Genomic DNA, 20,154 nt, shown 5'->3' with positions numbered 1-20,154 from the left:
GAGCGGTCCCCCACCGAGGAAGGGTCCGGGAGGGAACTCACAGGGATGCGATGACAGTCATCGGAACGGGGGATACCCGCAGGTCATGGGCGGGGTGTACGGCCTCGCTCCCGGGCCCGCGGAAGGTAGGCGTCCGCCCGGCCCGGCACGATCCGGTTGGACAGCGTGCCCAGCCGCTCCACGCTCAGCGTCACCTCGTCGCCCGGCTTCAGCGGCGGCGGCGTACGCTCCCCGACCCGCCCCCAGAACTCCGCGAGCGCCCCCCAGCCGCAGGTCCCCGACCCGAGGACGTCCCCCGGACGGACCCAGGTGTCACGGGCCGCGTACGCGGTCATCTCCTCGAAGGTCCAGGAGACATGGGCGAGGGTGTCCCGGCCGATCAGCTCACCGTTGAGGGTGACCGTCATCTCCAGATCGAGGAAGCCGTCCGCGTCCCGCCGGTCCTCCACCTCGTCGGCGGTGACCAGATACGGGCCGAGCGTGTTCGCGAAGTCCTTGCCCTTGGAGAAACCGAGCCCGAGGTTCTTCTCCGGCTTCTGCAGATCACGCGCCGACCAGTCGTTGAAGACCAGATAGCCCACGATGTGCCCGCGCGCCCGCTCGGGAGTGAGATCCCGGCCCGCCCGGCCGATGACGGCCCCCACCTCCAGCTCGAAGTCGAGCACCGAGCAGCCCGCCGGGACGGGCACCTCGTCGTACGCCCCGTACGCCGCGTGCGGATTGGTGAAGTAGAAGTTCGGGGCCCGGTACCACTCCTCGGGCACGTGCTCCAGCCCGTCCAACGCCTTCGACACGCCCTCGATGTGCGCCTCGAACCCGACGAAGTCCCGGATGGAGGGCGGTTTGAGCGGCGGCAGCAGCCGTACCCGATCGGTGGTCAAGTCGCTTGCCGCACAGAGCGCTCGGGCCCCGGCCTCGTGCAGCTCCTCCCGTTCGATCAGCTCCAGGACCGTCGTGCCCACCGGCAGCGGATGGATGACCTCGCCCCGTACCACCCCGGCGCGCTCCACGCCCTCGTGCTCGTATGTCGTGAACCGCATGTCTCACTGCTCCCAGTGGTTGGTGTTGGTGACGGTGCCGGCGCTGAGATGGCCGGCGAACAGGCCCTTCGGGTCGCGGACCGCGCGGATCTCCTTCAGCCGCCGCCACTGCTCCTCACCCATGAACCGCAGCTGCCGCACGGTGAAGTCGGAGTCGCCGAGGTACTGCCCGGCGGTGACCGGCCGCAGCTCGGCCATGGCCTCGTCCAGCCAGGCACGCAGCTCCGCGTCCCGGCCGGGCTCGTCATGGACGACGTACGAGGCGCAGTAGATCTCCGACTGCAACGAGAAGGCCATGTCGGGGAGTTGACGCAGCGGGGCCATCGAGAACCAGATGGTGAAGCTCTGCCGGGTCGGCAGCTCGGTGTACGCCTTGCGCATGGCCGGGACGACCCGGTCGGCGGGCCCGGTCAGCCAGGCGTTGTCGACGAAGTAGCGGTGGCCCTCGGGGTTGGCACCGCGCTGGTTGTCGAGCTGCTCGGCGAGGGTGGTGGGTTCCGCTTCGACACGGAAGAGCGCCCGGCCGGCGTACGGGCCCGCGTGCAGCGGGGCCAGGGCCTCGGCCGCCTCCTCGGGGGTGTCGGTCATGGAGACGCCGGTGACCAGCAGGACCGGCTCGTCGCGGTCGGGCGGGGTCTGGGTGAGGGCGACGATCTCCACCAGGTCGGACACCGTGTGGTGCATCCCGTGCAGCCAGGTCATCACCTCGTCGAAGAGGTCCAGCGGATACGCGTGGACGGTGTGGGCGAGATGCCTCGGCAGGGGCCGGGTGCGCAGGTGGAAGCGGGTGACCACGCCGAAGAAGCCCGGGCCCGCGCCGCGTGCCGCCCAGAACAGATCGCTGTTGCGCGACTCGTCGGCCCGCACCAGCTCGCCCTCGGCGGTCACGACGTCGAGGGCGACGATGTTCTCCGCCGCCCAGCCCCAGCCGCGCGCGTTCCAGCCCTGACCGCCCTGGAGCAGAAAGCCGCCGATGCCGACGGAGGGGCAGTGCCCTCCGTTGAAGAAGCGGTCGAACCGCCCGAGATACGGGTTGAGTTCGTCGCCGCCCTTCACACTGGGCGTCGCCGTCACCAGACCCGTCTTCGGGTCGTACGCCATCTCGCGGAAGCCCCCGAGGTCGATCAGCAGGGCGTCCTGCCGTACCGACCAGGCGGCCCAGCTGTGCCCGCCGGAGCGTACGGCCACCTGCCAGCCGCGTTCCAGGGCCAGTCGGACGCCCTCGACGACGTCCCTCTCCGTGAGCGCTTCGAGCACGGCGGCGGGCGTACGGTCCGACGGGCGCCGCGCGTTGAAGACCCGGCCGAGGCAGGCCTCCTCGAAGCCCTCGTCGCCGGGGAGGTGGAGGGTGCCGGAGAAACGGTTGGTGTCCATGGGGGCGCCCCTCACTTCATCGCGATCGGGTTGACGGGGGCGCCCACCGCTCCGGTGACCGGCAGCGGGGCGGCGACCAGCAGGAACTCGTACACCCCGTCGGCCGCGCAGTCCGCCGCCAGCTCCTCCAGATCCCACATCTCGCCCAGCGGCAGCCCCATGTTGGGGATCGCGATCTGGTGCAGCGGCGACATGGCGGGCTCGGCGAACTCGTACGGCCGTACCTCAAGGCCCCAGGTGTCGGAGGCGATCGCGGCGATCTCCGTGCGGTGCAGCCAGCCGAGCGTGGTGAACGACAGTCCGGGCGCGTCCCCGGCCGCGTACGCGCCCCACTCGCCGAGCCGCCGCACCCGGCCCAACTGCCCGGTACGGACCAGGACCAGATCACCGCGCCGTACGGTCGAGGTGGCGCCCTGGGCCTCGACGGTGGCCCGCAGGTGTTCCTCCAGGATGGGGAAGCCGTCGGGGAGTTCGCCCCGTTCGTCGCCGACCGCGCGGCCCACGTCCAGGAGGACTCCACGGCCGGTGAACGCGTCCGCCATGTGCTCGATACCGGTCACCGAGTCGCCGTCGCCGTTCACGATCGTGCAGGGACGGCCGTTCCACGCCTGCTTGTTGTCGAAGATATGGCCGAGGCCGTCCCACTGGGTGGACGCCTGCAACGGCATCACCACATGGTCGTCCGCGCCGCCGAACCCATGCGGGAAGCCCTGGGTGCCGGCCGCCGCGTCCGACCCGGTGTCCTTCATGTAGTGCACCGGGTTGATCCGGCCCCGGAAACCGCGCTGCGGGCCCGACTCGTTGAACTCCAGCGCGAGCGAGAACGACCGCCCGCGCCGGACCAGCCCGGCCGCGTGCGCCCGTATCGCGTCATCGATGTGGTTGAGCGTGCCGAGCACGTCGTCGTCGCCCCAGCGACCCCAATTACGGTACGCGGCACGAGCCTTGGCCAGCTCCTCCTCGATGGGACCGAGCGGTGTGGGGGTCATCGGTTACGTCCTTTCAGCAGCAGGTCGAGGGCGTTGCCCCCGGCGACGGCGGACCGGTCGGCGGCGATCAGCCCGGCGGCGTCCAGCCGGGCCACCGGGTCGTCCACACCCATGTCGAAAGGGTGATCCGTACCGAGGACGACCCGGTCCGCGCCCACCACCTCGATGAGATGGCGCAGACCGCGCGGGGTGTACACCAGCGAGTCGAACCACATCCGCCGCAGATAGCGGCTGGGCGGCTCGGCGCAGCCCCGCGCGTCCGCCTCCCGTACGTGCCAGGCGTGGTCGGAGCGGCCGACGTAGGTGGGCAGATAGCCGCCGCCGTGCGCCGCCACCAGCTTCAGCCTCGGGAAACGGTCCAGTACGCCGGTGAAGATGAGATGGGACAGGGCCACGGTCGTCTCCACCGGCTGCCCGACCGTGTTGCCCAGGTAGTGGGTGGCCAGCCGCTCGCCCAGTGAACAGCCCCACGGGTGCACGAAGACGACCGCGCCCGACTCCTCGGCCCGCCGCCACACCGGGTCGTGTACCGGGTCGGCCAGCTCGCGGCCGTCGACGGTGGTCGAGACACTGACCCCGTACAGGCCGTGCGTGCTGACCGCCTCGTCCAGTAACTCGACCGCCAGAAGCGGGTGTTGGAGGGGTACGGTCCCCAGGCCGTACAGCCGGGCCGGTGCCTCGGCGCAGTGCGCGGCGACCGCTTCGTTCACGGTGCGGGTGAGCCGTACGGCGAGGTCCTCGTCGGCCCAGTAGTGGTGCATCGGCATCGGGCCGACGACCTGGATGTCCACGCCCATCGCGTCCAGGTCGGCCAACCGCGCGTGCGGATCGGTCAACCTGACGGTCAGCCGCTGGAGTTGGGCGCGGTTGACGGCCAGGGAAGCGGGGGAGTGGGCGCGTTGCTCGGCGGCCAGTTCGGCGGCGAGACCGTCGGTCCCGGCGCAGAGGGCGTCGGCGGCGGGGACCGCGAGATGGCCGTGGAAGTCCACGACCGGGGTCGGACCGGTGGGCCGGACCACGACCGGGGTCGGACCGGTGGGCCGGGCCGGGCTCATGCGGCGGCCGTCAGGTTGCGCAGGGTCCGGGCCACGATGCCGCCCGGGTCGGCGCCGGGGGTACCGGGGTTGATCTCCCACTCGGCGAGCCGGAGCGAGTTCTCCAGGACCATACGGACCCGGGGCAGCCGCCGGGCCATGAACGCGGCCAGCGCCCGGTCGATCGGCTCGTCCCCGGTGACCAGCTCCGCCAGCAGCACCGCGTCCTCCGCGCACATCGCCGCGCCCTGCGCGATCAACGGCGGACAGGCGTGCGCCGCGTCGCCGATCACCATCGCCCGGCCCCGGTACCAGGGCTCGTCGACCAGGATCGACTCCAGCCACCGGTAGTCCACCGCCGTGTCCTTCGGCAGCGAGGCGATGATCTTCCCCCAGGTGCCGCCGTACCCGGCGCCGCGCTCCCGGAGCAGCGACAGCGGGGCCCGGGGGCCGATCAGGGAGGCGTCCAGGTTGGTGTCGAGCAGATACGCGTAGCAGCGGTCCGGGGAGATCGGGCTGTAGCCGGCCTTGTAGCGGGGGCCGCCGTAGTAGATCTCGGCGCAGTGCATCTCGGCGGGCCGCTCGGCCACCACACGGAAGATCGACATCCCGACGGGTTCCGGCCGGGCCGTGATGCCGATCATCGACCGCATCGTGGAGTGGATGCCGTCGGCGCCCACCATCAGGTCGTACCGGCCCGTCGAACCGTCCGTGAACGTCACGTCCACGTGCTCCGGCGACTGCGCGAACCGCTCCACGCTCAGGCCCAGCCGAACGCTGACGCCATGGGCGTGGACCGCGTCGCACAACGCGTCCTGAAGGTCCGAGCGGAGCGCTCCCGCGGTCGCCGGGAGGTCCTCGCCGCCGGTGCGCGGGGTGGGGATGTCGGCGATCGGCTCGCCGTCGGCGCGGAGCATCCGCAGGACGTCGAAGGGGACGGCACGCGTGAGGACGCGGTCCAGTACACCCACCGAGCGGAGCGCCTTCAGGGCGTTGCCCTGGAGGGTGATGCCGTGGCCGACGCCGAACCAGCGGGAGGAGATCTCCACGAGATCGACGGTGACGCCGCGCTGGGCGAGGGCCAGGGAAAGGACGCTGCCGGATATTCCGCCGCCGACGACAAGGACGTGGTTGATGGGCATGAGGGTCCTTAGGCGGTAGGGAGACTGCGGTCGTCTGTGGCTGGTCGCTTCCCGTTCTCGACTTCGCTCGTGAGCGGGAGGGACCCCGTCGCGGCGGAGCCGCCCAGGTCACGGCCCCGCTGTGGTGCTCCGAGACTGGGTCGAGGGCGGTGCGGGGTCAACGGATCGAGGCATCGGCAAAGAGCACGTCATCCATCCCGTACGGCGATGGGCCGCTGATCACTTGGCCTGCGGGGCACTGATGGCAGGCATCGCGGATCGCCATTTCCGCCGTCGCGCCGCGCTCCCTAGCGTCGAAAGGGCGCAACCACGTTCCAGCGAACCCCACCCGCCGGTACCTCTCGCGAGGAGTACGCCCGTGCCCGACCCCCTCCCCACCCACGCCGGCCCCTTCGCGCTCGGCACCTTCGCCGCCGCCGACCGGCCCGGCCCCTTCCCGGGGCTCGTCGTCGGCCCACGGGTACGCGACCTCTCCGACCTGGCCCCCTCCACCCGGGCCGTCGTCGAGGAGTGGGACGCCCTCTTCCCCAGACTCACGGAACTCGCCGGCGTACAGCGCGGCGACGACCACTGGTACGACCTCGTCGCACTCCGCGTCCTCGCCCCGATCGAGCCGGGCCAGATCCTGCAGAGCGGCGCCAACTACCGCAAGCACGTCGTGGATCTCGTCGCCGCCGAGAAGGAGAGCGTCCACGGGGCCACACCCGAGGAGGCCCGCGCCGACGCCGAGCGGATGATGGACGAGCGGATACGGAACGGAGTGCCGTACGTCTTCCTCGGCTCACCGCGCGCCATGTGCGGCCCCTACGACGACATCGTCCTCCCCGAGCGGGGCGAACAGCACGACTGGGAACTCGAACTCGCCCTCGTCATAGGCAAGTCGGGCCGGAACATCCCGGGGGCGGAGGCCATGGAGCACGTCGCCGCGTACACCGTCTGCAACGACCTCACCACCCGCGACCGCCTCTACCGGCCGGACCTGAAGGCCATCGGAACGGACTGGTTCACCGCCAAGAACGCCGACACCTTCCTCCCCACCGGCCCCTTCCTCGTCCCGGCGGCCTTCGTCGGCGACCCGGGCGACCTGCGGATCACCCTGCGCCACAACGGGATCGTCCGCCAGGACGAGTCCACCAAGGACATGATCTTCGACATCCCCCGGCTCATCGCCTACGTCTCCACGACCACCACCCTGCGCCCCGGCGATCTGCTGCTCACCGGTTCGCCGGCCGGGAACGGCGCGCACTGGGGGGTTTTCCTCGCCCCCGGAGACGTCGTGGAGTCGCAGATCACCGGCCTCGGCCACCAGCGCAACACCGTCAGGAGCCTCGGCACCACCCTCAGGAGCGTCGGATGACCTTCCAGCCCATCACCCATCTGCGCCATGTCGACCTCGCCGTACCGGACTTCGACACCCAGCGCGCCTTCTACGGCACCACCTGGGGCCTCACCGAGGTCGCGGGCGACAGCGGTATCGCGTTCTTCGCCGCCGAGGGCAGCCCCGAGCAGTACGTCGTCCGTATCCGCGCGGACGAACACAAGCGGATGGACCTCGTCGCCTTCGGGGCCGCGTCCGTCGCCGACGTCGACGAGCTGGCGCTGCGGCTCGGGCGTGACGGCATCCGACTCATCGGTGAACCGGGGGCGTTGGACACACCCGGCGGGGGCTACGGCTTCCGGTTCTTCGATCCGGACGGGCGGGTCGTCGAGGTCTCGGCGGACGTCGCCACCCGCACCCACCGCCGGATCGAGGAGCGCGAGGCGATCCCCGTACGGCTCTCGCACTGCGTCGTGAACTCCCAGGACCCCGAGCGGCTGCGGGACTTCTACGTCCGCCACCTCGGTTTCCGGCTCACCGACACCCTGTACTCCACACACATGGGCGACCTCATGTACTTCCTGCGGTGCAGCCCCCTGCACCACTCCTTCGCCATCGCGCGCGGCCCCCATGTCTCCCTGCACCACGCCTCGTTCGAGATGCGCGGCGTCGAGGAGTACATGCGCGGCACCGGGCGGGCCCTGCGCGCCGGGGCCCGGCTGACCTGGGGGCCGGGGCGGCATCTGGCCGGCGACAACACCTTCGCGTACTTCCACGACCCGCACGGCAACACCGTCGAGTACACGACCGAACTGGCCGTCCTGGAGGAGGACATGTGGCATCCGGGCCGTTATGACGTGGACGACCCGATGACCCAGGACCAGTGGGGCACCGCCGATCCGATGAGCGAGTCGGTCGCCAAGGAGCAGTTCAACGACCCCGATGTGCTCTTCGAAGCGCCGCCCGTCTGACCGCCCCCTCAGATCCTCGGAACCCTTGAGAAAGGCCGCCGTTGTGGCAGAGACCCTGAAGAACGCCGTCCCCAAGGCGGAGGTCACCGCCTCCCTCGACCAGGTGCGCGAGACCGTGGCCGGCGTCATCGCCGACATCCGGGAGCGCGGGGACGACGCCGTACGCGCGTACTCGGAGAAGTTCGACAAGTGGAGCCCGGAGTCCTTCCGGCTGGGCGACGAGGAGGTCGAGAAGATCGTCGCGTCGGTGCCGCGGCAGGTCATCGACGACATCCGCTTCGTCCAGGAGCAGGTGCGCGCCTTCGCCCGTCGTCAGCTCGACTCCCTCGGCGAGTTCGAGGTGGAGACCCTGCCCGGGGTGCGGCTCGGTCAGAAGCACATCCCCGTGCGCGCGGCCGGCGCGTACATCCCCGGCGGCCGCTACCCGCTCACCGCCTCCGCGCACATGACCGTCGTCACCGCGAAGGTCGCCGGAGTGCCCCGGGTGGTGGCCTGTACGCCCCCGATCCACGGGGAGATCCCGGCGGCCACCGTCGCCGCCATGCATCTCGCGGGCGCCGACGAGATCTGGCTGCTCGGCGGGGTCCAGGCGGTCGCCGCGATGGCGGTCGGCACGGACGCCATGCGCCCCGTCAATCTGATCGCCGGGCCCGGCAACGCCTATGTCGCGGAGGCCAAGCGGCAGTTGTTCGGGGAGATCGGCATCGACCTGTTCGCGGGACCGACGGAGATCCTGGTCCTCGCCGATGACACCGCCGACCCCTTCGTCTGCGCCGTCGACCTCCTCTCCCAGGCCGAACACGGCCCCGATTCCCCGGCCGTCCTCGTCACCACCTCCCGCGAGATCGCCGAGCGCACCCTCGCCGAGGTCGAACGGCTGCTGCCCACCATGCCGACCCGCGACTACGCCGAGCCCGCCTGGCGCGACCACGGCCAGGTCCATGTCGTCGACACCCCGGACGAGATGTACGCCCTCGCCGACGACCTCGCCTTCGAACACGTCGAGGTCCTGACCGCCGAGCCCCGCCTCGCCCTCGACCGGATGACCCAGTACGGCGCCCTCTTCCTCGGCGAGGGCACCTGTGTGTCCTTCGGCGACAAGGTCATCGGCACGAACCATGTCCTGCCGACGCGCGGCGCCGCCCGCTACACCGGTGGCCTCTGGGTGGGGAAGTACCTCAAGACGGTCACCTACCAGGAGGTCACCGACAGCGGCTCACAGGCCCTGCTCGGCCGACTGTGCGGGCGTGCCTCCCGCGTGGAGCTGTTCGAGGGCCACGCCCGCTCCGGTGACGTCCGGGCCGCGCGGGCCGCCGGGGACGAACTGCCGTGGAACGCCGGATGAGCGGGGAAGGCCGGGGCAGGGGTGCCGACCGGACGACCGTGGCAGGGCGTACGGCGCTGATCACCGGCGGAGGCGGACCCCTGGGCCGGGCCTTCGCGCTCGCCCTCGCGGCTGAGGGCGCCCGTGTGCTCCTCGTCGGCCGTAACGCGGAGGCCCTCGCGGAGGCGGCGGCCGAGGTCGAGAAGGAGGGCGGCAGGGCCCGTACGGCGGTGTGCGATGTGTCCGACCCCGCCTCCGTACACGCCCTCCGGGCCGAACTGGCCGACGAGGACGTGTCGTTGCTGGTCAACAACGCGGGAGTCGCCGGGCCGGTGAAGCCGCTGGTCGACATCCGGCCCGACGAGTGGGACGACGTCTTCGCGGCCAACGTACGCGGGGCCTATCTGCTCTGCCGGGCCTTCCTCCCGCCGATGATCGCGGCCGGACGCGGTGACGTCGTCAACGTGGCCTCCGTGAGCGGCAAGCGGCCCCTGCTCAACCGCACCCCGTACACCGCCTCGAAGATGGCCCTCCTCGGCCTCACCCGTACGCTCGCCGGGGAGGTCGGCCCGCTGGGCGTGTCCGTCAACTCCCTCTCGCCCGGCCCGGTTCGGGGCCCGCGCATGGACCGTAACTTCCGCCTCATGGCACAACTCACCGAAGTGACCGTGGAGCGGGCCGAGCGGGACTTCGTCTCCCGTGCCGCCCTGAACCGCCTGGTGGAGCAGGACGAGGTCGCCCAGGCCCTGCTCGCGATGCTGGCCATGCCCGGGTTGTGCGGCGCGGACATCGACCTTTCGGCCGGGATGATCGCACCCGCCTGAGTGAACACCCCTGGCCCACCGGCTCCATCGGTCGGCACTCTGGACAGCAGTCGGAGCGCGCGGGCCGATCGAGGGACCGCCGGAGGGGAGCCGGGCATGGCGGCAGAGAACATCGACGAGGTCGTGGACGGGCTTGCCGGGATCGTGCGGGAGGCCGTCCGCGCCCGTGACCGGGTCGGGTACTTCGCGGCGCTGTACCGACAGGTCACCGTCGAGGTCCGCACGGCCATCCACGGTGGACTGTTCGACGACGGCGCCCGAATGGACCGCTTCGACACGCTCTTCGGCAACCGCTACTTCGACGCGTACGACGCCTGGCGCCGCGACCGGAGCGGGCCGCGTTGCTGGCGTGAGACCTTCGGGCTGCTGGACGACGCCGACACCGTCATCGTCCAGCACCTGCTGCTCGGCGTGAACGCGCACATCAACCTCGACCTTGCGGTCGCCGCCGCCCGGACCGGCCCGGGCGAGGCCATCCACGCGCTGCGGCACGACTTCCTGCTGATCAACGACATCCTCGCGCGGGTGCTGCTGAAGGTGCAGGACTCGATCGGCGCCCTCTCACCGCTGATGTCACTGCTGGACCGGATCGGAGCCCGCACCGACGAGCGCATCCTCGACTTCAGCGTCCGCCGGTCCCGTGAGGAGGCCTGGTTCAACGCCGTCCTGCTCGCCGGCCAGAGCGAGGAGCAGCGCGAGGCCACCATCGAGCGCCTCGACGTCCGGGCCGCCGTCCTCGCCCGGTTGATCACCCGCCCCGGCGGCCTCGCCAGGCCCGCCCTGGAGTTGATCCGGAACACCGAGAGCGACGATGTCCCGGCCGTCATCACCCACCTGGACAACGCCCTGCGGTGACCCTCCGCCCGGCAGGGGACACGGAGAGGCGATCACATCGGCGGCCACGACTGTGCGCACACTGTGTGATCGCCATGCGCCCGGCGAACCGATGCCTCGGATCGCGTTCCGGGATGTGCGGGAGAGACCGCTGTTCCCTTCTGTCCAGGGCTGATTCACTCCTTCCTGAGCGCCCCCCGTGCCTCGGCCGAGCCGGCCATGGGTCATCCCCATGGCCTGTGCCGTCGGCCGCGTGGTCACGCTGTGCGACGGCGCACTCGAACTCAGGGAAGGCAAGCAATGACGCTGATCACCCGACGCTCGGTCCTCATCGCCGGCACCGCCGCGACCGGAGCCGCTCTCCTCCCGACGGCGGCGGCAACGGCCTCGGCCGCGACGACAACGGCCCCGATCGGCACCGCGACGGCCGCGACCGCCACCGGCGGCACGATCACGGTCGGCTCCGGGGAGACGTACGAGATCTCCGCGACCACCCGAGTGAGCCGACTGACCATCGCCGAGGGAGGAAAGCTCGTCGCCCCCGACGGGCACGGCCTCACGCTCACGGTCGACGGCGTGGAGACCGGCCAACTCCTGACGGAGACCGGCGGCACCGAGACCCTGATCCAGGCGGGCACCTACCGGGGCGATGTCGTCCTCACCGTCACCGAGGCCAACCCGGTGACGTTCGAGACGCTCACGTTCCCCTTCCGGCAGGCCCTGTACGTCGACGCCGACGGAGTCGCCCGCGCCAGGTCCGTCCTCTCCGGCGTTCTCGGCGGCCGGCTCACCGACGCCTACGCGCGGAACGTCTCGATCACCTCCACCGGCGAGTGCTTCGACGGCGTGTACGTCACGGACGCCGCCTACACCCTCCACCGGCCCACCATCTCCCTCACCGGGAACGGCCGTTGCGACTTCGTGGGCTACGGCGCCGCCGTCGTCGGCGCCGGAGCGGCCACCAGACTGGTCGTGGACGGGGCACGCATCGACACCAAGGGCGCCGTACGTACCGGTGTCATCGCCGACGCCGGAGCCGACGTCGTCGTCAAGAACTCCCGTATCCACACCCGCAACGGCGTCCTCCCCGACGACTACCAGGCGACCGTCGACACCAAGTACATGCAGTCGGCCCCCTGGATGCTCGGCATCGACGGCAACGTCCGCGCCACCAACCTCATCGGCGCCGGCAGCCGGGCCACCTACGTCAACTCCACCGTCCTGTCGGAGACCTGGGGCGCCCTGTCGGTGGAGGGCGGCAGCGGACTGCGGCTCACGGCGATCAACAGCACCGTCGGGAACACCGGCACCTACGGCTACGGCACCTACGCCATCGGCGACGCGACCGTCGAGGTGCTCGGCTCACGCTTCGACGTCGGCAGCTACGCCACCATCTGCGCGGGCCCCGCCGCCACCGTCCACTACGGCGACAGCACCCGCGAAGCCGTCGCCGCGCTCAACACAGAACTCGAACTCGGGCTGAACGAGGCCGAGTTGGCCGCGATCCCGGTCCGCAACACGGTCGTGGACTCGGGCCACTTCGGCTATATGTTCTTCGGCACGGGCACGCTGACCCTCGACGGCGGCACGGTCATCAACTCCGAGAAGGCCACCTTCCTCAACAAGGGCCAGCAGACCACCATCACGGTCGACGGCTCGAACGGCGCACGCCTCAACCCGCGCAACGGGATCATCCTGCAGATGATGGAGCTGGACGACCCGGGCCCGGTCATGGTCGACGGCAAGCTCCTCAACAACGGCGTCTACACCGAGCCGACCGACGCCCCCACCAAGGACACCGCGTTCGACGTCACCGCCGTCCACCCCACCGACGGCGCGGCCACCTTCACCTCCATCGCCCTGAACGGCGACTTCCACAACGCCATGCGCAAGGGCAAGAACATGGTCCTCACCTTCGAGGACTCCACGATCCGGTCCGTCATCACCTCCTCCGAGGCCAAGCACCGGGTCACCACCATCGACGCCTCGAACTTCCACGAACTCGGCGAGGTCACCAACACCGCCCGGGCCACCGTCAACAACGGCGTGATCGTCCACCTGAACTCCGGCTCCTCGTGGACGGTCACGGGAACGTCGTACCTCACCCGGCTGGTCCTCGACGGCGACGCGAGCGTCCGCGCTCCACGCGGGAAGTCGCTGACCATGACGGTCGACGGGGTGACCACGGCCGTCGAGGCCGGGCGGACGTACACCGGGGCCCTCGTCCTGACCGTCCAGTAGGGCGCCCCGCCCGGGCCGCTTGGCCGGCCGCCTAGCCGCCGATTTCGAAGATCCCGTAACCGAAGCCGCGCGCCGTGATCAGGCCGTCGTCGAACGTCACACCCGCCGCCTCCAGCGTCCGGCGGGGCGTGGCGTCGTACGGGCAACTCGCCTCGCCGCGCCTGGGGTTGACCACGACCAGGAAGCGTCCCCCTCGCACGTACACGAACGGGTACCCGGTGTGCGGCACCTGGAGCGAACCGGTGGAGCCCAGCTCGGGTGTGGTGCGGCGCAGCGCGATGAGGCGGCGTACGAGGTTCAGGAGCGAGGTGTCGTCGGCGCGTTGGGCGGCGACGGTGGGGCGGTCGGGGGCGGGGTCGACGGGGAGGTAGAGGCGCTCGGCCGGGGCGGTGGAGAAACCGGCGTTCGGGGTGTCGTCCCACTGCATGGGGGTGCGGCACCCGGCTCGGTTGTAGCGGGGCCCGAGGACGCTGCCCTCCTTGTCGGGGAGGCCCGGGATGTGGCGCATACCGATCTCGTCGCCGTAGTAGATCGCCGGGAGCGTCGGCCAGGTGAGCTGGAAGGCGAAGGCGGCCGGGAGCTGTTCGGCGGTGCGGGGGCCGCAGTTGAGGCGGGAGAAGTCGTGGTTGGCGGTGGGGAGGGAGATGGAACCCCGGTTGCCCACCGCCGTGGCCGCCCGCTCCCAGGCCTCGACGAAGGGGCGGGGCGAGCCCCCGCCGTCGGGGTCGAAGAAGCAGTCGAGCGGGTCCCAGACCTCGTTGACCGTGCCGTGGTTGTTGTTCCAGAGGGAGCGCAGGGCGAGGCCGTCGGTGGGGCCGCCGAAGTGCAGGAAGAAGTCGGCGTGGAAGCCCGCCGGGATCGACACCTCGGGCTCACCCCACTCGGAGAGCAGCGCCGCCTGAGGGTGCGCGGCGTCCAGCCAGTGCCGCACCTCCGTCCAGATCGCGGAGGTCTCGGCCTTCCCCGGGTCGTCCTTCACCAGCGAGGCGGCCATGTCCACACGGAAACCGGAGACACCGAGGCTCAGCCAGTGGTCCATGATCGTGCGCAGGGCGTGCCGGTTCGCGCGCGGGCCCTCGGCGTCGACCGGGAGCCGCCAGGGCTCGGCGGGGTTGTCGCGGGCGTAGCCGAAGTTGAGGGCGGGCTGGGAGTCGAAGAAGTTCGGGAGGTAGGCGCCGGGGCGGGAGCCGGGGGAGTCGACGAAACCGTCCGGGCGGCCGTCCGCCGTCCAGATGTAGCGGTGGTCGTCCGGGTCGTTCGCGGAGGCCCGGAACCACGGGTGGTCGACGGAGGTGTGCCCGGCGACCAGATCGAGGAGGACACGGATACGGCGCCGGCCCGCCTCGTCGACGAGCTTGGCGAGGTCGTCGTCGGAGCCGTAGCGCGGGGCGACGGTGAGGTAGTCCGCCACGTCGTAGCCCGCGTCGCGGAACGGCGAGACGAAGCAGGGGTTCAGCCAGACGGTGTCGACGCCCAGCCAGGACAGATGGTCGAGGTGCTCGGTGATCCCGGCGAAGTCCCCGATGCCGTCCCCGTCGGAGTCGGCGAAGGACTGCGGATAGATCTGGTAGAAGACGGCGTCGGCCAGCCAGGTCGGGGCAGGACGGAACGAAGTCATACATCGGACGATAAGCGAGCGCACCCCCCGACCGCTGCCCCCGGCTTGGGCCTAAGCTGACGTGATGTTCTCCCCGCAGGGCCCCAGCCTCCGCGAACTCGCCGTTCAGGCGCTCTCGTCCGTCGAACACGGCTATGACCTCCTCGCGCCGAAGTTCGACCACACCCCGTTCCGCACCCCGGACACCGTCCTGGACGCCGTATGGGCCGCCCTCTCCTCCATGGGCCCCTTCCAGCACGGCCTCGACCTGTGCTGCGGCACCGGGGCCGGGATGGAGGTCCTGCGCGAGCTGTGCGAGAAGAGCGTCACCGGGGTGGACATCAGCGCGGGGATGCTGGCCGTGGGGCAGGAACGGGTACCGGTGGCCGACGGGCCCAGCGTCTCCTGGGTGCGCGGCGACGCCCTCGCGCTGCCCTTCGGGCCGGACTTCGACCTGGTCGTCAGCTTCGGGGCGTTCGGTCACTTCCTGCCCGAGCAACTTCCCGCGCTGTTCGCCCAGGTCCACTCCGTACTGCGGCCGGGCGGCCGTTTCGCGTTCCCGCTGCCCGCGCCCGCGCCGCCCCGCTCGCCCTGGTACTGGGCGGCACTCGGCTTCGACACGGCGATGCGGGTCCGCAACGCGCTGTGGCGACCGCCCTTCGTCATGTACTACCGGCCCTTCCGCCTCGGCCTCGTCCGCACCGAGCTGGAACGGACCGGCTTCACCGTGGACCTCTTCGCCCTGCCCGAGTTCGGCCACCGGGCCGACGGCAGCCCACGGTGCCGCATGGTCGTGGCGACCCGCTCCGAGCCGTCACCGCCGCCCGCGCCGATAACCGGATGAACGACGGCCCTGGCGTTGTTAGCATCGCCGACATGGCACGAGGTATCTGGTCGCAGAAGGTCCGTTCCGCCCGCTGACGGCGGCGCCTTACCCTGCTGAATCCGCGCTCGCCGTCCCGGTTCCCGCCGGGCGGCCCCTTTCGCTGCCCGGCTCCCCTGCGAGCTGCGGAGCACCCGTTGAACCTCAACCCCACCCCCCGAGCCATGACCACGCCCGTCGAGGCGGGCGACAGCGCGCACATCCGTGTCGAGGGCGTCACCGTCACGCGAGGGTCCCGGCGTGTCCTGAACGACGTCTCGGTCACCGTCTCCGCGCGGTCGCGTCTCGCCGTCGTCGGAGAGAACGGCCGGGGCAAGACGACCCTGCTGCACCTCCTCGCCGGACTGCTCACCCCCGACGAGGGCACCCTGCGACGGGCCGGCACCATCGGACTGGCCCGGCAGGAACTCTCCGTACGGGACGGCGAGACCGTCGGCACCCTCACCTCCCAGGCGCTGGCCCCCTCCCTCGCGGCCCTCGCCGCGCTGGACGAGGCGACCCTCGCCCTCGCCGACGGTGCCCCCGGCGCCGACGACCGCTACGCCACCGCGCTCGACACCGCCACCCGGCTCGACGCCTGGGACGCCGAACGCCGCATCGACGTCGCCCTCGAAGCCCTAGGCGCCCGCGTCGACCGCGACCGCCCCCTGTCGACCCTCTCCGTCGGCCGGCGCTACCGCGTACGTCTGGCCTGTCTGCTGGGCGCCCACCACGACGTCCTGCTGCTCGACGAGCCCACCAACCACCTCGACGCCGACGGCCTGGACTTCCTCACCCGCAGACTGCGCGAACACCCCGGCGGCCTCGCCGTCGTCAGCCACGACCGGGCGCTGCTGCGCGCCGTCGCCGACCGGTTCCTCGACCTCGACCCGACCCGCGACGGCAGGCCACGCCTGTACGCCGGGGGCTACGACGCCTGGCAGGACGCCCGGCGGCGGGAACGCGAGCGCTGGGAGCAGGACCACGAGGAGCAGCAGGCCGAGCACCGGCGGCTGCGGGAGGCGGTGTCCCGGGCCCAGGACCGGCTCTCCACCGGCTGGCGGCCGGAGAAGGGCACCGGTAAGCACCAGCGGCAGTCCCGCGCCCCCGGCGTCGTACAGGCACTGCACCGGCAGCGGGAGGCCCTGGAGGCGCACCGGCTCGACATCCCCGAGCCGCCGCCGGTGCTGCGCCGGCCCGATTTCGGGGTCCGGCCGGGGGCTCCACAGCTGAGGGCGTACGGCGTCGAGGTCGCCGGGCGGCTGGCCGGGCCCGTCGACCTGACCCTCGACGGCGGTGACCGGCTGCTGGTCACCGGGCCGAACGGGGCCGGGAAGTCCACGTTGCTCGCGGTGCTGGCCGGTGCGCTCGCACCCACCGCCGGGCGGGTCGTGGCGGCGAGCGGGGCGCGGATCGTCCGGCTCACCCAGGAGACCGCCGAGCAGGACCCCGCGCTCACCGCGCACGAGGTCCACGCCCGTCATGTGGGACGCCTGGTGGCCGGCGGTGTCCTCCGCGACAGCGAGGCCGTCCCGCTGCGCTCCCTCGGCCTGCTGGACTCCGAGGCGCTGCGCACCCCGGTCGGCCGCATGTCCCAGGGCCAGCGCCGCCGCCTCGACCTCGCCCTGGCCCTCACCTCCCGCCCCGGCCTGCTCCTCCTCGACGAACCCACGAACCACCTCTCCTCGACCCTCGTCGACGAACTCACGGAGGCACTCCACGAGACCGACGCCGCGGTCGTCATCGCGACGCACGACCGACAACTGCTGCGGGACTTGTCGGATTGGCCGCGGCTGGAGGTGGGGTGAGGACCGGGACGAGGAGGGGAAGGGCGTGCCCCGGCTTCTTGGCCGACCTTTCAGGTGGACCGTCGGCTGACAGGCCGGCCCACGCCATGACGGGGGCAGGCAGGCGCGGTGGCGGGACGGCGCGGCGGGCGGGGAGGCGGCGTGGCCGGGGGGAAGCGGCGAGGCGAGGTGGCGCGGTGGTAGGGCGGTACGGAGGGAAGCGACTGGGCGGCGAGGTGGCGCGGTGGCAGGGCGGTGCGGAGGCGGAGGCGACTGGGCGGCGAGGTGGCGCGGTGGTACGAGGGGCGGGGGCGAGGCGACAGGGAGGTGGGGCGGCAGAGCGGCGGCCCCCTGACGCCCCACCTCGCTTGGCCCCGCCCACGCCGGTGCGGCCCACCGGCGCCGCCCGGCCGTGCCTCTCCCGACCGCGCCCCTCCCGCCCCCTCAGAGCGCGCTGTACACCGCCTCGACGAGCGCCGTCTTCCGTGGATCGTCGGCGATATGCGGCCCCATGCGGTTCATGACGTAGCCGATGGAGAGGGTGGCCTCGGGGTCGGTGAGGCCGAAGGAGCCGCCGTAGCCGTCGTGGCCGAAGGCTCTGGGGTTGGGGCCGTACGAGCCGTGCGGGCCGCTCAGCCACAGGCCGAGCGCGACCTCGGTGTCACGGCCGAAGCCCGCCCCGAGGACCAGGTCACGGCAGACGCCCTGGCCCTCGCGGACCCGCTCGGCGGCCTCCGGTGACAACACCCGCCGCCCGGCCCAGGTGCCGCCCAGCGCGAGTACGCCGTACAGCGCGGCCACGGCTCGTGCGGTGCCGTGGCCGTTGGCGGCGGGCACCTCGGCGGCCCGCCACTCGGCGGTGTTGGCCTCGGCGGCCCCGACCACCGGGTTGGCGAGGGCGGCCAGCGCGGTGGGGGTCAACTGGGCGAAGACCGCGGCCTGTTCACTGGTCGTCGCGGCCCGCGGATGCACCAGCTCGGCGGCCCGGCCGGCCTCCTTCTCCGGCAGCCCGATCGTGAAGTCGATCCCGAGCGGCCCGGTCACCTCCCGCTCCAGGAAGGCGCCCGGCATCAGCCCCGACACCCGCCGAACCACCTCCCCGACGAGGAAGCCGTACGTCATCGCGTGGTACCCGGACCGCGCGCCCGGCTCCCACCAGGGCTCCTGAGCCGCCAGCCGCTGGGTCGTCAGCTCCCAGTCGCACAGCTGGGCGAACGAGTGCGGCTCACGCGGCCCGGCCAGCCCCGACCGGTGCGACAGCAGATGCCGTACGAGGACCCGCTCCTTGCCCGCCGCCGCGAACTCCGGCCAGTACGAGGCCACGGGCGCGTCGAGGTCGAGCAGCCCCCGGTCGGCGAGGATGTGCGCGCACAGGGCCGTCGGACCCTTGGTCGTGGACCACACATTGACGACGGTGTCCCGCTCCCAGGGGCGGGTGCGTGCCGCGTCGGCCCAGCCGCCCCACAGGTCCACCACGGTCTGCCCGCCCAGCGTCACGGTGACCGCCGCGCCCAGCTCGTCACGGTCGGCGAAGTTCTCCACGAACGCCGCCCGCACACCCTGGAACCGTGCCTCGCAGTGACCTTGTACGTCAGACACCTCGGGTACCTCGGACATGCGTCGCCCCTCCGCCTTCCACCCTCACCGGTAGACCCGGGCAGGATCACCCGAGCCCCCAGAACGTACCGACTGGTCGGACAGGAGGGAAGCCGTCCAGCTGTGGACCGGGGAGGCCGGCGCCTCAGAGACGCGACGCCAGCCAGCGCAGCTTCGTCGCCTCCTGGTAGGGGCCGCCGCCCTCGTGGTCGTTGAACTCGTAGACCTCGATCTGCTTGTCGTCGTCGGCCCAGGCGTTGAACGCCGCGAAGACCGTGGAGGGCGGACAGGTCTGGTCCTCCAGGGCGGCGGAGAACAGCGCGGGCGCCCGGCCGCGCGCGGCGAAGTGGACGCCGTCGAAGTAGGCGAGGGTGTGCCGGACCTGCTCGGTGTGGCCGCGGTGGGTCTTGAGGTACTTGCCGATCTCGCGGTACGGGTCGCGGTCGGTGAGGGTCGTCGAGCGCGGGAAGTCGCACAGGAACGGCACATCGGGGGCCACACCGACCAGGTCGGGGACCAGACCGCCGACCGCGATGGAGATACCGCCGCCCTGGCTGGAGCCGAGCACGACCGTACGGGAGGCGTCGGTCAGGGGGTGGGAGCGGGCGGCCTCCACCGCGCGTACGCCGTCGGTGTAGACACGGCGGTAGTAGTAGTTCTCGGGGGCGTCGATGCCCTGTGTCATGAAGCCCGGGAAGGCGGGGCCGCCGCCCACCGGGTCGGGGGTGCCGCCGCCCCCGCCCCAGGCGCTGCCCTGGCCCCGGGTGTCCATCACGAAGTGCGCGTAGCCCGCCGACGCCCACAGCAGATGGGTGTGCGGGAGGTTGCGGCCGCCGCCGTAGCCGATGAACTCCACGACGGTGGGCAGCGGTTCGGTCGCCCCGGCAGGGAGGACCAGCCAGCCCTTCACGGGGTGGCCGCCGAACCCGGAGAAGGTGACGTCGTAGGTCTCGACCGTCCTCAGATGGGTCTCGACCGGCTCGAAACGGGCGTCGAGGTCGTGCTCACGGGACTCCTGGAGGGTCTTCGACCAGAACGCGTCGAAGTCCTGGGGTTCCGTTGAAGCGCTTCGATAACCACGGAGCTCGTCCAACGGCAGGTCGAACAGGGCCATGAAGGACCACCTTTTGAGTTCTGAGGTGCGGATGATCACACCGTACGTGGGCGTCGCGGCCCCGCCAAGGGTCACTCGGCGGTACGACGCCCACGGTTCAGCGGTGC

General features: G+C 71.7%; 16 protein-coding genes. 8 read left to right on the top strand and 8 right to left on the bottom strand.

Annotated features, from left to right (window positions below; all coding sequences use genetic code 11):
• Positions 1–83: 83 nt before the first annotated feature.
• The 5 genes from ACWD4G_RS43265 to ACWD4G_RS43245 are packed head-to-tail and all read right to left on the bottom strand — an operon-like array spanning position 84 to position 5,579.
• Positions 84–1,040, bottom strand: coding sequence for a fumarylacetoacetate hydrolase family protein (locus tag ACWD4G_RS43265; protein WP_451303811.1), 957 nt, complete (start codon positions 1,038–1,040; stop codon positions 84–86).
• Positions 1,041–1,043: 3 nt separating this feature from the next.
• Complete coding sequence (locus ACWD4G_RS43260; RefSeq protein WP_451303809.1) at positions 1,044–2,414, bottom strand: FAD-binding oxidoreductase; 1,371 nt, start codon at positions 2,412–2,414, stop codon at positions 1,044–1,046.
• Positions 2,415–2,425: 11 nt separating this feature from the next.
• On the bottom strand, positions 2,426–3,403 hold the full coding sequence (locus ACWD4G_RS43255; protein ID WP_451303807.1) for a cyclase family protein: 978 nt from the start codon (positions 3,401–3,403) through the stop codon (positions 2,426–2,428).
• Positions 3,400–4,458, bottom strand: coding sequence for an amidohydrolase family protein (locus ACWD4G_RS43250; protein WP_451303805.1), 1,059 nt, complete (start codon positions 4,456–4,458; stop codon positions 3,400–3,402). Before ACWD4G_RS43250 ends, ACWD4G_RS43255 begins: the two co-directional genes overlap by 4 nt.
• A complete protein-coding gene (locus ACWD4G_RS43245; protein ID WP_451303803.1) occupies positions 4,455–5,579 on the bottom strand; it encodes an FAD-dependent monooxygenase in 1,125 nt (374 codons plus the stop codon). The genes ACWD4G_RS43250 and ACWD4G_RS43245 overlap by 4 nt, the downstream gene beginning before the upstream one ends.
• Before the next feature lie 358 nt (positions 5,580–5,937).
• Between ACWD4G_RS43245 and ACWD4G_RS43240 the strand changes: the two genes are divergently transcribed.
• The 6 genes from ACWD4G_RS43240 (at position 5,938) to ACWD4G_RS43215 (ending at position 13,091) form a co-directional block, all read left to right on the top strand.
• Positions 5,938–6,936 carry a fumarylacetoacetate hydrolase family protein gene (locus ACWD4G_RS43240; protein ID WP_451303801.1) on the top strand — a complete coding sequence of 333 codons (999 nt, stop codon included), beginning with the start codon at positions 5,938–5,940 and terminating at the stop codon, positions 6,934–6,936.
• Positions 6,933–7,868: a VOC family protein gene (locus tag ACWD4G_RS43235; RefSeq protein WP_451303799.1), complete on the top strand. Its 936-nt coding sequence runs from the start codon at positions 6,933–6,935 to the stop codon at positions 7,866–7,868. The genes ACWD4G_RS43240 and ACWD4G_RS43235 overlap by 4 nt, the downstream gene beginning before the upstream one ends.
• A 43-nt stretch (positions 7,869–7,911) precedes the next feature.
• The gene (hisD, locus tag ACWD4G_RS43230) at positions 7,912–9,213 is read left to right on the top strand and encodes a histidinol dehydrogenase (RefSeq protein WP_451303797.1); all 1,302 of its coding nucleotides are present in this window, start codon (positions 7,912–7,914) and stop codon (positions 9,211–9,213) included.
• Entirely contained in the window at positions 9,210–10,016 is an 807-nt protein-coding gene (locus ACWD4G_RS43225) for an SDR family NAD(P)-dependent oxidoreductase (RefSeq protein WP_451303795.1), read from the top strand. The genes hisD and ACWD4G_RS43225 overlap by 4 nt, the downstream gene beginning before the upstream one ends.
• Before the next feature lie 96 nt (positions 10,017–10,112).
• A complete protein-coding gene (locus tag ACWD4G_RS43220; RefSeq protein ID WP_451303793.1) occupies positions 10,113–10,871 on the top strand; it encodes a DUF5995 family protein in 759 nt (252 codons plus the stop codon).
• A 279-nt stretch (positions 10,872–11,150) separates the two neighbouring features.
• Positions 11,151–13,091, top strand: coding sequence for a hypothetical protein (locus tag ACWD4G_RS43215; RefSeq protein ID WP_451303791.1), 1,941 nt, complete (start codon positions 11,151–11,153; stop codon positions 13,089–13,091).
• Positions 13,092–13,122: 31 nt separating this feature from the next.
• Here the strand turns inward: ACWD4G_RS43215 and ACWD4G_RS43210 are convergent, their stop codons facing one another.
• A complete protein-coding gene (locus tag ACWD4G_RS43210; RefSeq protein ID WP_451303789.1) occupies positions 13,123–14,709 on the bottom strand; it encodes an alpha-amylase family glycosyl hydrolase in 1,587 nt (528 codons plus the stop codon).
• Between the two features lie 64 nt (positions 14,710–14,773).
• Here ACWD4G_RS43210 and ACWD4G_RS43205 point away from each other — a divergent pair, with 64 nt between their 5' ends.
• Entirely contained in the window at positions 14,774–15,532 is a 759-nt protein-coding gene (locus tag ACWD4G_RS43205) for a class I SAM-dependent methyltransferase (protein ID WP_451303787.1), read from the top strand.
• Positions 15,533–15,735: 203 nt separating this feature from the next.
• On the top strand, positions 15,736–17,358 hold the full coding sequence (locus ACWD4G_RS43200; RefSeq protein ID WP_451303785.1) for an ATP-binding cassette domain-containing protein: 1,623 nt from the start codon (positions 15,736–15,738) through the stop codon (positions 17,356–17,358).
• A 423-nt stretch (positions 17,359–17,781) separates the two neighbouring features.
• Here the strand turns inward: ACWD4G_RS43200 and ACWD4G_RS43195 are convergent, their stop codons facing one another.
• Positions 17,782–18,954: a serine hydrolase domain-containing protein gene (locus ACWD4G_RS43195; protein ID WP_451303783.1), complete on the bottom strand. Its 1,173-nt coding sequence runs from the start codon at positions 18,952–18,954 to the stop codon at positions 17,782–17,784.
• 124 nt (positions 18,955–19,078) lie between these two features.
• A complete protein-coding gene (locus ACWD4G_RS43190; protein WP_451303781.1) occupies positions 19,079–20,047 on the bottom strand; it encodes an acetylxylan esterase in 969 nt (322 codons plus the stop codon).
• Positions 20,048–20,154 lie beyond the last annotated feature (107 nt).

The sequence above is a fragment of the Streptomyces sp. NPDC002643 genome, from assembly GCF_053592555.1.
This window is presented reverse-complemented; position numbering and strand designations above follow the sequence as displayed.

Excerpts from the sequence above, each read along its gene's own strand:
- ACWD4G_RS43265 (WP_451303811.1), bottom strand. The coding sequence starts at position 1,040 with ATGCGGTTCACGACATACGAGCACGAGGGCGTGGAGCGCGCCGGGGTG.
- ACWD4G_RS43260 (WP_451303809.1), bottom strand. The coding sequence starts at position 2,414 with ATGGACACCAACCGTTTCTCCGGCACCCTCCACCTCCCCGGCGACGAG.
- ACWD4G_RS43255 (WP_451303807.1), bottom strand. The coding sequence starts at position 3,403 with ATGACCCCCACACCGCTCGGTCCCATCGAGGAGGAGCTGGCCAAGGCT.
- ACWD4G_RS43250 (WP_451303805.1), bottom strand. The coding sequence starts at position 4,458 with ATGAGCCCGGCCCGGCCCACCGGTCCGACCCCGGTCGTGGTCCGGCCC.
- ACWD4G_RS43245 (WP_451303803.1), bottom strand. The coding sequence starts at position 5,579 with ATGCCCATCAACCACGTCCTTGTCGTCGGCGGCGGAATATCCGGCAGC.
- ACWD4G_RS43235 (WP_451303799.1), top strand. The coding sequence starts at position 6,933 with ATGACCTTCCAGCCCATCACCCATCTGCGCCATGTCGACCTCGCCGTA.
- ACWD4G_RS43225 (WP_451303795.1), top strand. The coding sequence starts at position 9,210 with ATGAGCGGGGAAGGCCGGGGCAGGGGTGCCGACCGGACGACCGTGGCA.
- ACWD4G_RS43220 (WP_451303793.1), top strand. The coding sequence starts at position 10,113 with ATGGCGGCAGAGAACATCGACGAGGTCGTGGACGGGCTTGCCGGGATC.
- ACWD4G_RS43215 (WP_451303791.1), top strand. The coding sequence starts at position 11,151 with ATGACGCTGATCACCCGACGCTCGGTCCTCATCGCCGGCACCGCCGCG.
- ACWD4G_RS43210 (WP_451303789.1), bottom strand. The coding sequence starts at position 14,709 with ATGACTTCGTTCCGTCCTGCCCCGACCTGGCTGGCCGACGCCGTCTTC.
- ACWD4G_RS43205 (WP_451303787.1), top strand. The coding sequence starts at position 14,774 with ATGTTCTCCCCGCAGGGCCCCAGCCTCCGCGAACTCGCCGTTCAGGCG.
- ACWD4G_RS43200 (WP_451303785.1), top strand. The coding sequence starts at position 15,736 with ATGACCACGCCCGTCGAGGCGGGCGACAGCGCGCACATCCGTGTCGAG.
- ACWD4G_RS43195 (WP_451303783.1), bottom strand. The coding sequence starts at position 18,954 with ATGTCCGAGGTACCCGAGGTGTCTGACGTACAAGGTCACTGCGAGGCA.
- ACWD4G_RS43190 (WP_451303781.1), bottom strand. The coding sequence starts at position 20,047 with ATGGCCCTGTTCGACCTGCCGTTGGACGAGCTCCGTGGTTATCGAAGC.